At 58.5% G+C, this 15598-nt stretch carries 12 protein-coding genes; 4 read left to right on the forward strand and 8 right to left on the reverse strand.

Annotation, left to right across the window (positions count from 1 at the left end; translation table 11 throughout):
- The 3 genes from GTU76_RS06230 to kdgD form a co-directional block, all read right to left on the reverse strand.
- On the reverse strand, positions 1–1362 hold the full coding sequence (locus tag GTU76_RS06230; protein ID WP_180698255.1) for an MFS transporter: 1362 nt from the start codon (positions 1360–1362) through the stop codon (positions 1–3).
- Positions 1363–1461: 99 nt separating this feature from the next.
- Positions 1462–2907, reverse strand: coding sequence for an aldehyde dehydrogenase family protein (locus GTU76_RS06235; RefSeq protein WP_180698256.1), 1446 nt, complete (start codon positions 2905–2907; stop codon positions 1462–1464).
- 75 nt (positions 2908–2982) lie between these two features.
- Positions 2983–3894: a 5-dehydro-4-deoxyglucarate dehydratase gene (gene kdgD / locus GTU76_RS06240; protein ID WP_150705935.1), complete on the reverse strand. Its 912-nt coding sequence runs from the start codon at positions 3892–3894 to the stop codon at positions 2983–2985.
- Positions 3895–4190: 296 nt separating this feature from the next.
- Between kdgD and GTU76_RS06245 the strand changes: the two genes are divergently transcribed.
- Complete coding sequence (locus GTU76_RS06245) at positions 4191–4571, forward strand: hypothetical protein (protein WP_180698257.1); 381 nt, start codon at positions 4191–4193, stop codon at positions 4569–4571.
- Positions 4572–4575: 4 nt separating this feature from the next.
- Here the strand turns inward: GTU76_RS06245 and GTU76_RS06250 are convergent, their stop codons facing one another.
- From GTU76_RS06250 to GTU76_RS06265, 4 genes are all read right to left on the reverse strand, one after another.
- Positions 4576–5325 carry a FadR/GntR family transcriptional regulator gene (locus GTU76_RS06250; protein ID WP_175555344.1) on the reverse strand — a complete coding sequence of 250 codons (750 nt, stop codon included), beginning with the start codon at positions 5323–5325 and terminating at the stop codon, positions 4576–4578.
- A gap of 190 nt (positions 5326–5515) precedes the next feature.
- Entirely contained in the window at positions 5516–7243 is a 1728-nt protein-coding gene (locus tag GTU76_RS06255; protein WP_016984325.1) for an ABC transporter ATP-binding protein/permease, read from the reverse strand.
- A gap of 96 nt (positions 7244–7339) precedes the next feature.
- Positions 7340–7900 (reverse strand): response regulator transcription factor, encoded by a 561-nt coding sequence (locus GTU76_RS06260; protein ID WP_003221630.1) that lies wholly within the window; start codon positions 7898–7900, stop codon positions 7340–7342.
- Positions 7893–9155 (reverse strand): ATP-binding protein, encoded by a 1263-nt coding sequence (locus GTU76_RS06265; RefSeq protein WP_180698258.1) that lies wholly within the window; start codon positions 9153–9155, stop codon positions 7893–7895. The genes GTU76_RS06260 and GTU76_RS06265 overlap by 8 nt, the downstream gene beginning before the upstream one ends.
- A 316-nt stretch (positions 9156–9471) precedes the next feature.
- Here GTU76_RS06265 and GTU76_RS06270 point away from each other — a divergent pair, with 316 nt between their 5' ends.
- Positions 9472–10188 (forward strand): SIMPL domain-containing protein, encoded by a 717-nt coding sequence (locus GTU76_RS06270; RefSeq protein WP_016984326.1) that lies wholly within the window; start codon positions 9472–9474, stop codon positions 10186–10188.
- Positions 10189–10364: 176 nt separating this feature from the next.
- Here GTU76_RS06270 and GTU76_RS06275 read toward each other — a convergent pair whose 3' ends face one another.
- Complete coding sequence (locus tag GTU76_RS06275) at positions 10365–10721, reverse strand: DUF6124 family protein (RefSeq protein ID WP_180698259.1); 357 nt, start codon at positions 10719–10721, stop codon at positions 10365–10367.
- 1307 nt (positions 10722–12028) lie between these two features.
- On the opposite strand from GTU76_RS06275, the gene GTU76_RS06280 reads away from it, so the two are divergent.
- Positions 12029–13630 (forward strand): ABC transporter substrate-binding protein, encoded by a 1602-nt coding sequence (locus GTU76_RS06280; protein ID WP_180698260.1) that lies wholly within the window; start codon positions 12029–12031, stop codon positions 13628–13630.
- A 260-nt stretch (positions 13631–13890) separates the two neighbouring features.
- The gene (locus GTU76_RS06285) at positions 13891–15516 is read left to right on the forward strand and encodes an ABC transporter substrate-binding protein (RefSeq protein WP_016985410.1); all 1626 of its coding nucleotides are present in this window, start codon (positions 13891–13893) and stop codon (positions 15514–15516) included.
- Positions 15517–15598 lie beyond the last annotated feature (82 nt).

Raw genomic sequence — 15598 nt, forward strand, 5'->3', positions numbered from 1 at the left:
TCAGGAATGCGCTTGGGACAATTTACCGCTGGCTTCAACACCGCCGTTGGTTGGTGGCTCTTTGAGTACCACACGTTTGATCGGGCCGACGATGACCAGATAGCTGAACACCGCCACCAGTGCGTTGGCACCGACAAACACCAGCGCCCACTTGAACGAACCGGTGGAGCTGATGATGTAGCCAATCACGATCGGCGTGGTAATCGAAGCGATGTTGCCGAAGGTGTTGAACAGGCCACCGCTCAGACCGGCGATCTGTTTGGGCGAGGTGTCGGAAACCACCGCCCAGCCCAGTGCGCCAACGCCTTTGCCGAAGAAGGCCAGGGCCATGAAGCCAACGACCATCCATTCAACTTCTACATAGTTGCAGGCAACGATGCTGCTGGAAACCAGCAGGCCGGCAATGATCGGCGCTTTGCGGGCGAAGGTCAGCGAGTGGCCCTTGCGCAGCAGGTAGTCGGAAATCACCCCGCCAAGTACGCCGCCGATAAAGCCGCAGATTGCCGGCAACGAGGCGATGAAACCAGCCTTGAGAATGGTCATGCCACGCTCTTGCACCAGATACACAGGGAACCAGGTCAGGAAGAAATAGGTGATGCCGTTGATGCAGTATTGACCCAGATACACACCGAGCATCATGCGGTTGGTCAGCAACTGACGGATGTAATCCCACTTCGGACCGTCGGACTTTTTGCCCTTCTGGTCCATGTCGACCATGCCGCCGTTTTCAGCGATGTGTTTGAACTCGGCTTCGTTGATACGCGGGTGTTCACGCGGGCTGTGGATAACCTTCAGCCAGATGCCCGAGAAGACAATACCGAACAGGCCCATGACGATGAACACGTGCTCCCAGCCAAAGGAGTAAACGATCCAGCCCATCAGCGGTGCGAACAACACGGTGGCAAAGTATTGCGCCGAGTTGAAGATTGCCGAAGCGGTGCCACGTTCCGCGGTCGGGAACCACGCCGCGACAATGCGCGCGTTGCCGGGGAACGAAGGCGCTTCAGCCAGACCGACCAGGAAGCGCAGCATGAACAGCGCAACAATGGCCGTGGACATGCCGAACTCACCGACAAAGCCTTGCAGCACGGTGAACAGCGACCAGGTGAAGATGCTCAAGGCATAGACTTTTTTCGAACCGAAGCGATCGAGCAGCCAGCCGCCGGGGATTTGCCCGGCCACGTAGGCCCAACCGAATGCGGAGAAGATATAGCCGAGGGTGACTGCGTCGATGCCCAGATCTTTTTGCAGGCTGGAACCGGCGATGGCGATCGTGGCGCGGTCGGCGTAGTTGATCGTGGTCACCAGAAACAGCATGAGCAGGATCAAATAGCGGACGTGAGTCGGCTTGGACGATTGCATGTAGATGTACTCCCACTGATTATTTTTATGCGGGTAAAACATTCTTTGGTCTTGTGCCGCGCAGGGCCTCAGGCGAAGGCCCGGCGCGGGTGCAGCGGGTTACGATCCGATGTAGGCAGTTTTTACAACCGTGTAAAACTCTTGCGCATAGCGGCCTTGCTCACGTGATCCATAGGATGAACCTTTACGGCCACCGAACGGAACGTGGTAATCCACACCAGCGGTCGGCAGATTGACCATGACCATCCCGGCTTGCGAATGGCGCTTGAAGTGGTTGGCGTACTTCAGCGAAGTCGTCGCGATACCCGCCGACAGACCGAACTCGGTGTCGTTGGCCATCGCCAGCGCCGCGTCGTAATCGGCCACGCGAACGATGTTGGCCACCGGGCCGAAGATCTCTTCGCGGCTGATGCGCATCGACGCTTCGCTGTCGGCAAACAGGGTTGGCGCGAGGAAGTAACCTTCGGTGTCACACGTCACCAAGCCACCGCCGCTGACCAGACGCGCACCTTCGGACTGACCGATGTCGATGTACTTCATGTCCTGTTCAAGCTGCGCTTGCGAAACCACTGGACCGATGTCGGTACCGGATTTCAGCGCGTGGCCGACCTTGATCGACTTCATGCGCTCGGCCATGGCTTCAACGAACTTGTCATGAATCCCGGCGGTGACAATCAAACGGCTCGACGCGGTGCAACGCTGACCGGTGGAGTAGAACGCGCTCTGCACCGACAGCTCGACCGCTTGTTTGAGGTCGGCGTCGTCGAGAATGATCTGCGGGTTCTTGCCGCCCATTTCCAGCTGAACCTTGGCCTGACGCGAAACGCAGTTGACCGCGATCTGACGACCCACACCGACCGAACCGGTGAAGCTGATGCCATCGACTTTCGGGCTCTGCACGAGAGCATCACCGACCACGCGACCGCTGCCCATCACCAGGTTGAACACGCCGGCCGGGAAGCCTGCGCGGGAGATGATTTCCGCCAGCGCCCAAGCGCAACCCGGCACCAGATCGGCCGGTTTCAGCACTACACAGTTGCCGTAGGCCAACGCAGGAGCAATTTTCCACGCAGGAATGGCGATCGGGAAGTTCCACGGGGTGATCAGACCGACCACACCCAGCGCTTCGCGGGTTACTTCAACGTTGACACCCGGACGCACCGACGGCACGTAGTCGCCGGACAGACGCAGGCATTCACCGGCGAAGAATTTGAAGATGTTGCCGGCGCGGGTCACTTCGCCGATGGCTTCGGGCAGAGTCTTGCCCTCTTCCCGGGCCAGCAGGGTGCCGAGTTCTTCGCGACGGGCAAGAATTTCCGTGCCGATTTTATCCAGCGAATCGTGACGGGCCTGGATACCCGAAGTCGAATAGGCCGGGAATGCCGCGCGGGCGGCGTCGATGGCGGCATTAACCTGAGTCAGATCAGCCTTGGCGTAATCGCCGATGGTGTCGCTCAGTTCCGACGGGTTGATGTTGGCCGAGTAGTCGGCACCGGCAACCCATTCGCCGTTGATGTAGTTGTCGTAGCGTTTTGCATTTGTCACAGGGGCAGCCCTCAAAACTAAAAGCCTTTACGCAAAAAGCCGCTGATTACTCAGCGGCCGCGTTTTTGTCGGGTGTTACTGCGCACCTTGCTTGTCGATCAGCGCAGCGAGCATTTCGTACTCTTCGCCAGTCAGATCGGTCAGCGGCGCCCGCACCGGGCCTGCGTCATAGCCGGCGATTTTCGCGCCTGCCTTGACGATGCTCACGGCATAACCGGCCTTGCGGTTGCGGATGTCGAGGTACGGCAGGAAGAAGTCGTCGATGATCTTGCCAACGGTAACGTGATCTTCACGAGCGATCGCGTGGTAGAAGTCCATCGCGGTTTTCGGGATGAAGTTGAACACCGCCGAGGAGTAGACCGGCACGCCCAGCGCCTTGTAGGCAGCGGCATAGACTTCGGCGGTCGGCAGACCACCCAGGTAGCTGAAGCGATCACCGAGGCGGCGACGGATCGACACCATCAACTCGATATCGCCCAGACCATCCTTGTAGCCGATCAGGTTCGGGCAGCGCTCGGCCAGACGTTCCAGCAGCGGCGCGGTCAAGCGGCAAACGTTGCGGTTGTAAACGACGACGCCGATGTTGACCGATTTACACACGGCTTCAACGTGAGCGGCAACACCGTCCTGGCTCGCTTCGGTCAGGTAGTGCGGCAGCAACAACAGACCTTTGGCGCCCAGACGCTCGGCTTCCTGAGCGTATTCGATGGCCTGACGGGTCGAACCACCGACACCGGCGAGGATCGGCACGCTGGTTTCGCAAGTGTCGACGGCAGTCTTGATGATTTCCGAGTATTCGCTGGCGGCGAGGGAGAAGAACTCACCGGTGCCGCCGGCGGCGAACAAGGCTGAAGCGCCATACGGAGCCAGCCATTCCAGGCGTTTGATGTAGCCCGCGCGGTTGAAATCGCCCTGCGCGTTGAAATCGGTCACCGGGAAAGACAGCAGGCCGGCAGAGAGGATGGACTTCAGTTCTTGTGGATTCATTATTCGAACACCCTGGTAGCAACGTTTTTTGTGAGTGGACCGTTCAGCCTTCGCCGAAGTTGTAGGTCATCGTACAACTTAAATAATAACCGTCAACTGCATTTCATCGTTGTGGGTGTTTTTTTGTCGGACAAAACTGTTTAAGGCTTGCCAGGACTCGTCGCAAAGCCCCGCGTTTGAAGGGTTTTAGCGCGGAAATGTCTGGTCAAGATTCGTTTACTGAACGCTGGAGAAACGCCGGGTAAGGTGCGACGACTGCCACGAAGGATCGTGGCGGACCTTCGAAGGAAACCGAAATGTTTGTGAATTATGCTGCGCCGACCCTCGCGCAAATGACCTCTTCTGCCGCAGGCATCCTCACCCTGCAGCTATCCGTGCTACCCGATGTATTGATCGTAGAGGTCCCGGATTCGAGCGATTTTCCGGCGAACTGGAGTGTTTATCCGATTCTCGGCAACGACCCTGAGGAGCCCGAATGGGCCGGTGAAGAAGTGGACACTGGCACCTGGGACGATGCCGAGGACGAGATGGAGAAATTGACGGGGATCGAGTTGCAGATTCCCAAAGAGGCGCTGCATCCGTACCTCAATACGGATGTCGAATTGCGTTACAAGTTTGTCGATGAGTCGAGCATGGAACCGTTTTCGCAGGCGGTGACGTTACGGATCAAGGCCTGACCGCTTAACCCCGCTGCGCCTGCGCCTCTTCATGGGCCTGGCGCAGTCTTTCACGGCTGTTGGTCAAATGCAGACGCATCGCCGCACGCGCTGCATCGGAATCCTGACGGGCAATCGCGTCGTAGATTTCTTCGTGTTCGCGGCTCAGGCGGCTCATGTAGTGCTGCTGATCATCGTGAGCCAGTCGCGCCGAGTTCAGCCGCGTACGCGGAATGATGCTGGTGCCCAGGTGGGTCATGATGTCGGTGAAGTAGCGATTGCCGGTGGACAGGGCGATTTCCAGATGGAAAGCAAAGTCTGAAGCCACAGCATCGCTGGCGTGGGCAGCACTTTCGTTGAGTGCATCGAGGGCGGCGCGCATGGTCGCCAGTTGCTCGGCGCTGCGACGTTGCGCGGCAAGGCCGGCAGACTCGACTTCGAGGCTGATGCGCAATTCGAGAATGGCCAGCACATCACGCAGGGTGACGACGGTGGCCGGGTCGATACGGAAACCGCTCGGGCTCGGCGTGTCGAGCACGAAGGTGCCGATGCCGTGACGGGTTTCCACCTGGCCGGCCGCCTGCAAACGGGAAATCGCCTCGCGCACCACGGTGCGGCTGACGCCATGGGCTTCCATGATCGCCGACTCGGTGGGCAGTTTGTCACCGCGCTTGAGCAGGCCATCGCGGATCTGCTCGCTCAGCACCGTCACCAGTTCCTGGGCCAGGCTGCGGCGCTTGCGCGGGAGACGCGGGGTTTCGATCAGGTTTTCCATGGTGTGCATCTAGTCTCGAAAATTCGGCTTGTGGGCATCATAGCTCAAGCGGGTTGTACGATCACTTTCCGGTTTACATCGCTTTATGTAGGAGTGAGCCTGCTCGCGATGACGTCCGCACATTCAACTTCAATGTGACTGACCCAACGCGATCGCGAGCAGGCTCACTCCTACAGGGGTTTAGCGGTGATCAGGCAGTCACGGTTTGTTCAACCAAATGGCCGCTGTCGATCCGCACGTGCCGTGGATGGAAGCGTTTCAGACTGCTGCGATGGCCGACGCTGACAATGCTCAGCCCCGGTATCTGATCAATCAACGCCTGATACAGCGTCGCCTCGTCTTCCTCGTCCATCGCCGAAGTCGCTTCATCCATGTACAGCCACTGCGGTGCGTACAGCAACGCGCGAGCGAAGGCCAGTCGTTGCTGCTCGCCCGGCGAGAGCATGCGTTGCCAGTGATTGGCCTCGTCCAGCCGCGTGACCAGATGCGGCAGACGGCAGGTTTCCAGCACTTGTGCATAACGTTCCGGCGCGTAAGTGTCGCCCGGTTGTGGATAACTCAAAGCCTCGCGCAGCGTGCCGATCGGCAGATACGGCTTTTGCGGCAGGAACAGATAACGTGCTGCCGGCAAGCGAATGTTGCCGTGGCCCGCTGGCCACAAATGGCCCATTGCTCGCAACAGCGTCGACTTGCCGCTGCCCGAACGCCCGCTGAGCATCACTCGCTCGCCCGCTTCGACGGTCATGTCGGCGCTGGTCAGCAAATGACGACCATCGGCCAGATCCAGACCGAGGTTGTGCACCTTCAATTCACTGCCCTGATTCTGCACATCGATGGCCGGCACGCGCTGCTCGTTGTCGCTCATGGCCTGACGGAAACTCAGCAGACGATCACAGGTGGCGCGCCAGGACGCGAGGCTCTGGTACGCACTGATGAACCAGCTGAAACTCTCCTGCACGTTGCCGAATGCCGAACTGATCTGCATCAGTTCACCCAGTTCGATCTTGCCGGAAAGGTAACGCGGCGAAGCCACAATGAACGGAAAGATAATGGCCGCCTGGCTGTAACCGGCGGTGAAGAAGGTCAGGCGCTTGGACACTTTCATGATGTCCCAGAAGTTGTGCCAGACATTCCCGAAGCGAGCGCTCAATCGGCGGTTCTCGTTCGGTTCGCCGTTGTACAACGCGATGCTTTCGGCATTTTCGCGAATCCGCACCATGGAAAAACGCAGGTCAGCTTCGAAGCGTTGTTGTTGGTTGTTCAGTCCGATCAAGCGACGACCAATCAAATGCGTCAGCCAACTGCCCACCACCGCATACACCAGCACGCACCAGAACATGTAGCCGGGAATGGTGATGCCATAGACTTCGATACTGCCCGACACGCCCCACAAAATGATCGAGAACGACACCAGACTGACGATATTGCGCAGCAGCCCGATGCCCAGTTCAAGGGTGTTGGAGGTGAAGTTGTTGAGGTCCTCGGAAATCCGCTGATCCGGGTTATCGGTGTAACCGCCCTGCTCCAGCTGGTAGTAATTCTTGTCGGCGAGCCAACGCGAGAAATGCTTTTCAGTGAGCCAGGCACGCCAGCGAATGGTCAGCATCTGCGTCAGGTAGAGCCGATACACCGCACCGACAATAGCCACCGCCGCAATGCCGCAGAAATACAGAATCAAGCGCCAGAACGCCGCTTCGTCCTTCTTTTGCAGCGCGTTGTAGAAATCCTTGTACCAGGTGTTGAACCACACCGAGATGCCCACGCTCAGCAGCGAGAGCGCGATCACCGCAATCAGCAGCGTCCAGGCCTTGCCCTTCTCTTCACTGCGCCAGTACGGCGTGATGATCGCCCACACCTTGCGAAAAAACTGCCCGCGCACAGCATCGTTGACCGCGGAATATTCAGCGTTCTGATTCATGGATAAGGCTCGATATAGAAAAGAACAGACACGCACCGATCATAGTAGATCGGTGCGTTTTATCGCGAGGGCTGGCGATAGTCGTTCAGCGCAGGTTCAGCGACGAACCGGGCGCTTCTGCAGTTTGCGCTGCAGAGTGCGACGGTGCATGCCCAGGGCGCGGGCAGTGGCGGAGATGTTGCCTTCGTGTTCGGTGAGCACGCGCTGGATGTGTTCCCACTGCAGACGGTCAACCGACATCGGGTTTTCCGGCACCAGACTGTCGAGGTCGGCGTGCTCGGACAGCAACGCGGCCAGCACGTCGTCGGCATCGGCCGGTTTGCACAGGTAGTTGCAGGCGCCGCGCTTGATCGCTTCGACCGCCGTGGCAATGCTCGAATAACCGGTGAGGATCACCACGCGCATTTCCGGGTCCAGTTCCAGCAGTTTGGGCAGCAGCACCAGACCGGAGTCGCCGTCCATTTTCAGGTCGAGCGCGGCGTAATCAGGTAGATCGGCCTGGGCAATGGTCAGGCCTTCTTCGGCCGAGCCGGCAGTGCTGACGCGAAAGCCACGACGAGCCATGGCACGGGCCATCACTCGGGTGAACGTTGCGTCGTCGTCGACCAGCAGCAAATGCGGCAGTTCTTCGCCTTCGACTTGGATTTCGTCACTCATGTTGGTCTCCTCGGGCGCCGTGGGGCAGGCGCAGCTCGGTGAGCGTGCCGCCTTCCTCATGACTATAGAGTTTCACTGAGCCGCCGGCGCGTGTCACGCTGGCCTTGCTCAAAAACAGGCCAAGGCCGAAACCTTTGCCCTTGGTGGTAAAAAACGGTTTGCCGATCTGTTCGGCGATGGCCAGCGGCACACCAGCGCCGTGGTCACGAATGCTGATGGTCAGGTTCTCGACGTCCCAGTCCAGGGTCACCTTGAGGTTTTCCGGGCAGGCATCGGCGGCGTTGTTGAGCAAATTAAGCAGCGCCTGAGTCAGATCCGGCGGCGGCGCCATGCGCGGCACGGCGCCCTGACCGAGGCGGTGGAAGCGGTAACTGGCCTCCGGACGCATCAGGTGCCAGCGGTTCAACGCTTCGTCGAGCCAGTCGGTGACGTCCTGCATCTCGACAGCCAGACGCCGGTTGGCTTCAGCGGCACGCACCAGTTGCTGCAAGGTTTCCTTGCAGAGCTTGACCTGATCCTGCAGCACCTTCAGATCATCCTGCAGCATTGGGTCGGGATGATCCTGCTGCATTTCCTTGAGCAACACGCTCATGGTCGCCAGCGGTGTGCCCAGTTCATGGGCGGCGCCGGCGGCCTGGGTGGCGACGGCGAGCAATTGCTGATCGCGCAAGCCTTCTTCGCGACGAATCGCCCGTAATTCTTCCTGACGACGCAACTCTTCGGCCATGCGCGCGGCGAAGAAGGTGATCACCGCCGCGGCGAGCGCGAAGCTCAGCCACATGCCGTAGATCTGCAGGTTTTCGCGGGCCACCGGCAAGGTTTCCAGCGGATAGAACCGCGTCAACATCACGGTGTACAGCGCCAGTGCGATACCGGAGAGGATTACCGAATAGCGCCACGGCAGCGTCACCGCAGCGATGGTCAGCGGCACCAGATAATAGGAAACAAAGGGGTTGGTCGAACCACCGGAGAAGTACAGCAGCGCACTGTGGATCACCAGATCACAGGCCAGTTGCAGCGCATATTCGAGTTCGGTCACCGGCCACGAGGTGCGCAACCGCACGGCGGTAAACACGCAGAGCAGCGTCGAGCAGCCAAGGGTCATCGCCAGTTGCACCCACGGCAACGGCAGCAGTTGCAGCCAGTAGGCCAGGCCTACGGAGCCGGCCTGCGCGGCAAGCACCAGGGTGCGGATGAAAGTCAGCCGCCAGAGGTTCTGGCGAGTGGCGGATGTCAGTTGTACGGGGGCGAGCATGAGCTCTCCTGATGAGCGCTCCAGGCGGATCGCACGGAGTATAACCAAGCCACGCGCCCGAGAGGCGAAAGTGCGGCAAACGACCACATGGCGAAAACATATTCGGCGGCTATAAGGACCTCTTCGCGAGCAAGCTCGCTCCTACCTTTGAAATGCATTCCCCTGTGGGAGCGAGCCTGCTCGCGAATGGCTGCGCAGCAGCCCCGTCGATGTGTATAGAAGTTGTAACTGGGCGAACCAGCTCATAAAAGCTAGAGTCTGATGGTTTCACGCAGGCCCCCCGAACTATCACCTGCGCCCTCATCAAGGAGCTTTCATGCACACATTTCGCCGCAGCGCCGCCCTTCTCGCCCTGACCGTCGGCAGCATCGCCAGCCTTCCGGCCCTGGCCGCCGATGAGCTGCACTACAACCAGATCTCCCTGCGCGCCGAAGTCAGCACGGAAGTGGCCCGCGACCTGATGATCGTCACCCTCTACACCGAAGAGCAAAATACCGACCCGGCCAAACTTGCCGCCGACGTCAGCACCACCATGAACAAGGCCTTGGCCCAGGCCAAGCAAGTCAAAGACATCACCCTGCGCCAGGGCAGCCGCAACAGCTACCCGATCTACGACACCAAAGGCCAGAAGATCACCGGCTGGCGTGAACGCGCCGAACTGCGCCTGGAAAGCGCCGACTTCGCCGCCCTGTCCAAACTCACCGGCGAACTGTTGGGCGATCTGAAGATGGGCGGCATGGACTTCGCCATCGCCGACCCGACCCGCAAATCCAGTGAAGACCAGTTGCTCAAAGAAGCCGTGACCGCCTTCAAGGCCCGCGCCCAACTGGCCACCGATGCACTGGGCGGCAAGGGCTACAAAATCGTCAATCTGAACCTCAACAGCAACGGTTATCCACAACCGTACCTGCGCGCGCCGATGATGATGAAAGCGGCGGCCATGGATTCGGCGCCGGTGACCCCGGAAGTTGAAGCGGGCACCAGCCAGGTGAGCATGACCGCTGATGGTTCGATTGAAGTTTTGATGCAGTGATTTGATTTGATTTGAGCTGAATGAAAAACCGCCGATCGGTGAATGTTCGGCGGTTTTTTTGTGCCTGGGATTTGCTGTGGATGAACCACCGTCTTCGCGAGCAAGCTCGCTCCCACAGTTTGAAATGCATTCCACCTGTGGGAGCGAGCTTGCTCGCGAAGAACGATAACGCGGTTTCAGTTCTGCGGATCAACCCGATCCAGCGCCCGATTAACCGCCAGCTCGGCCAGCATGATGATCTGCTGAATCGCCAACGCCGTATTGCGCTCAGGCCGGCCCAACTGATCGGCAAAGTTACCGGTTAACGTGTTCGCCGAAGCGAGTGACTCACAGGCATGCGCCAGCAGGCTTTCGGTGTCGATGTTTGGTTGGATCAGGAACATCGTGCTGGGCTGCCGGGGTTTGACCGGGTCGGGGCTGAGGTAGAAATCCAGGGCGCGCTTGATGGCTTCGCGGGTTTTGATCTGGTCGTCGGCGCGGATGGCGTCTTCGAGTGGGGTATCGAGGGGTGGGTCAGGTATCAATTTATCCATGGAAAATTTCCTTATGAACTGACGCCATTCATTTCCGATCTCACTCGAGAAATGAGGTGGCAACTATGTACGGAGTGAGATTACCGGTAAGGAAACCAACCCGGCCGGACAAAAGTCCGCCCGTACATAGCCGCCATAAAAACTGCTGACAGCATGAGCTGGCGGCGATTATGGAGGGGGTTGTGCAGGTTTCCAAATTCAATAACCGGGAATCTCACCTCCCGATCGCTGAGTCTTCAGCGACAGCCAAAGACTAGAGAGCCCACGTCCGACGGACAACCTGAAAACCTTGTGGGAAGATTCTGGTTATTTGACACAAATTTAAACAGCCAAAAGCCAACCCTCACCCTAGCCCTCTCCCAGAGGGAGAGGGGACTGACCGTGGTGTTTGGGAGAGTTACGCCGACGTGAAATACCGAGCCGAACTCAGATTCTGAAACAGATCAAAAGCCCCTCACCCTAGCCCTCTCCCGGAGGGAGAGGGGACTGACCGTGGTGTTTGGGAGAGTTACGCCGACGTGAAATACCGAGCCGAACTCAGATTCTGAAACAGATCAAAAGCCCCTCACCCTAGCCCTCTCCCGGAGGGAGAGGGGACTGATCGCGTGGACTGGAGGAGATACGCCGACTCGGGATACCGAGTCGAACTCAGATTCTGCAACAGATCAAAAGCCCCTCACCCTAGCCCTCTCCCGGAGTGAGAGGGGACTGACCGAGGTGTTTGGGAGAACTACGCCGACGTGCGATACCGCGTCGAACTGAGGCTTTGAAAAACACACAAATCGGCCCCCTCTCCCTCCGGGAGAGGGCTGGGGTGAGGGGCAAACCCACCACAAATCAAAAGGCCGAACACCCGCGCTCTTCACCACTCAATAGGCCGAGTGTCAGCTCGCCTGCTCTTGATCTTGATCCACGGGCGACGTCGGAAGGCTGAGTGGAGGGATTGATCCGGGCGTGGGAGCGCAGCGACCGTTGGGCGCAGCCAAACACAGCGGGAGTAGGTGCAGCGAAGCAAACCGGAGACGCTGCGCCCGGATCGATCCCGGAGCGAAGGAACCCCGAGCCCCAGCGAGCGGGCCGCACGTAGGAGCAAGCCTTTTTGGTTACTTTTTCGGCGTCTGGAAAAAGTGACCCGCCGTAAGGGCGGAACCCTAAGCCGCCATAACCGAAGCAACGGATATACACCCAATAAAAAACGCCAAGATATACCGAGATAGACACTCCCCCGAGAAAAACGATATTTCCGATACCCCGCTATTCCCCGCTAATCTCAACCAACAACCACCTCCAATCTTCCCGGGGACTCCATGCCAAGATTCACCCTAAAACCGCTCCTGATCTCCCTGGCCCTGGCCACAATCGCCCCGCTAGCCAACGCCGCCACCACCCTGGTCTACTGCTCCGAAGCCAGCCCCGCAGGCTTCGACCCCAGCCAATACACCAGCGGCACCGACTTCGACGCCTCCGCCGAAACCGTCTTCAACCGCCTCACCCAATTCAAACGCGGCGGCACCGACATCGAACCCGGCCTGGCAACAAAATGGGACATCTCCAACGACGGCCTGCAATACACCTTCCACCTGCGCCAAAACGTCAAATTCCACACCACCGACTACTTCAAACCCACCCGCGACTTCAACGCCGACGACGTCCTCTTCACCTTCCAGCGCCTGCTCGACCCGGACAACGCCTTCCGCAAGGCCTACCCCGCCGAATCCCCCTACTTCACCGACATGGGCCTCAACACCACGATCAAATCGGTAGAAAAACTCGACGAGCAAACCGTGCGCTTCAACCTCAACAACGTCGACGCCGCGTTCGTGCAAAACCTCGCCATGAGCTTTGCCTCGGTGCAATCAGCCGAATACGCCGCCCAACTGTTGAAAGAAGGCAAAGCCGCCGACCTCAACCAGAAGCCGATCGGCACCGGCCCGTTCGTGTTCAAGCGCTACCAGAAGGATTCGCAAATCCGCTACACCGCCAACCAGGCCTACTGGAAACCCGAAGATGTGAAGATCGACAACCTGATCTTCTCGATCACCCCGGACGCCGCCGTACGCCTGCAAAAACTCAAGGCCGGTGAATGCCAGGTCAGCGGCTACCCACGCCCGGCCGACATCGAAGTGATGGAAAAAGACCCGAACCTGCGCGTGCTCAAGCAGGCCGGTTTCAACCTCGGCTTCCTCGCCTATAACACCACCCACGCACCACTCGATCAGCTAAAAGTGCGTCAGGCGCTGGACATGGCCATCGACAAACCGGCGATCATCAAAGCCGTCTACCAGAGCGCCGGCCAGTTGGCGCAAAACGCCTTGCCGCCAGCGCAATGGTCGTATGACCCGACCATCAAGGATGCCCCTTACGACCCGGCAAAAGCACGGGTGCTACTTAAAGAAGCAGGGGTTGCACCGGGTACAACCATCAACCTTTGGGCGATGACAGTACAGCGCGCTTCGAACCCGAATGCGCGGATGTCGGCGCAGATGATCCAGCAGGATTGGGAGAAGATCGGCATCAAGGCCAACATCGTCAGCTACGAATGGGGCGAGTACATCAAACGCGCGAAAAATGGCGAACACGACGCCATGATTTATGGTTGGACAGGTGACAATGGTGACCCGGACAACTGGCTTGGCGTGCTCTACAGCTGCGCGGCGGTGAAAGGCAGCAACTATGCCAAATGGTGCGATCCGGCCTACGACAAACTGGTGCAACAGGCCAAGTTGTCCACCGACAAAGATCAACGGGTAAAACTGTATCAACAGGCGCAACTGATCCTTAAACAGCAAGTGCCGATCACGCCGATTGCCAACTCCACGGTGTTCCAGCCGCTGCGCAAGGAAGTCACTGACTTCCGGATCAGCCCGTTCGGTCTAACCCCCTTCTATGGCGTGGGTATAAATAAGTAACACCGAGCCCCAAGGCGGCGCGCACAACGTGACCAGCGCACCGTTTTGGGGCTTGTTTTGCACCGTAAAAACCACCCGCAAACGGTCAAATGCGTCAGAAGTTATACAGATGCGACATTAAGGTACGTTCGTGCCACGCTTTGATGCCGGCAGTCACTCTGGATCTTGCAATGGGTATGGCCCCTGCATAAGTATCCGCAGGCACGACTCACGAGGTCGTACCTCACAACTAAAAAATGACAACAAATCATGAGGCCAACATGCTTAAACACGCGGTCATTCCGTTTTTAGTCGGCGCAGGCTTGTTAGCCTCCGCACCTTTCGCATCCGCTGCGACTAACCTGGTGTTCTGCTCCGAAGGCAGCCCGGCCGGTTTCGACCCAGGCCAGTACACCACCGGAACCGACTTCGACGCCTCAGCCGAAACCATGTTCAACCGTCTGACCCAGTTCGAGCGCGGCGGCACCGCCGTGATTCCTGGTCTGGCGACCAAGTGGGACATTTCCGACGACGGCCTGACTTACACCTTCCACCTGCGTGAAGGCGTCAAGTTCCACACCACCCCGTATTTCAAGCCGACTCGTGAGTTCAACGCCGACGACGTGCTGTTCACCTTTAATCGCATGATTAACAAGGATGATCCGTTCCGTAAGGCGTACCCGACCGAATTCCCGTACTTCACCGACATGGGGATGGACACCAACATCACCAAGATCGATAAAGTCGACGACCACACCGTCAAGTTCACTCTGAAAGAAGTCGACGCTGCGTTCATCCAGAACATGGCCATGAGCTTCGCCTCGGTACAGTCCGCCGAGTACGCAGCGCAGCTGCTGAAAGAGGGCAAGGCTGCCGACATCAACCAGAAGCCGATCGGCACTGGCCCGTTCGTGTTCAAGAGCTACCAGAAAGATTCCAACATCCGCTACACCGGCAACAAGGACTACTGGAAGCCGGATGACGTGAAGATCGACAACCTGATCTTCGCCATCACCACCGACCCGTCGGTACGTATTCAGAAGCTGAAAAAGAACGAGTGCCAGGTCACCCTGTTCCCGCGTCCAGCCGATCTGAAAGCGTTGAAAGAAGACAAGACCCTGAAGATGCCTGACCAGGCTGGCTTCAACCTGGGTTACATCGCCTACAACGTGATGGACAAGGTCAAGGGCAGCAACGAAGCGAACCCACTGGCTGACCTGCGCGTACGTCAGGCGCTGGACATGGCGGTGAACAAGCCGCAGATCATCGATTCGGTTTACCAGGGCGCCGGCCAACTGGCCGTCAACGCCATGCCGCCGACCCAATGGTCCTACGACACCACCATCAAGGACGCCAAGTACGATCCTGAGAAAGCCAAACAGCTGCTCAAGGAAGCCGGCGTCAAGGAAGGTACCGAGATCGTGCTGTGGGCGATGCCGGTTCAGCGTCCGTACAACCCGAACGCCAAACTGATGGCTGAAATGCTCCAGTCCGACTGGGCCAAGATCGGCTTGAAAGTGAAGATCACCAGCTACGAGTGGGGCGAGTACATCAAGCGCTCCAAAGGTGGCGAGAACCAGGCCATGATCATTGGCTGGAGCGGTGACAATGGTGATCCGGACAACTGGCTGAACGTGCTGTTCGGTTGCGACTCGCTCAGCGGCAACAACTTCTCCAAGTGGTGCGACAAGAAGTTCGACGGCCTCGTCAAAGAAGCCAAGCGCACGACCGATCAGGGCAAGCGCACTGAACTGTACAAACAGGCGCAACACGTCCTCAAAGATGCAGTTCCAATGACACCTATCGCTCACTCGACGGTGTATCAACCCATGCGCGCCAACGTGCAGGACTTCAAGATCAGCCCATTTGGCTTGAACTCCTTCTACGGCGTCAGCGTCAGCAAATAAGGCACTGCAACGGCGACGTTTTTGACGTCGCCGTTGTTTTACCTGCCGGGAATTTAGGAATTTGCCTACAGCCAATTCCACT

Origin of the sequence: Pseudomonas crudilactis (assembly GCF_013433315.1) — a bacterium.
Lineage (GTDB): Bacteria > Pseudomonadota > Gammaproteobacteria > Pseudomonadales > Pseudomonadaceae > Aquipseudomonas > Aquipseudomonas crudilactis.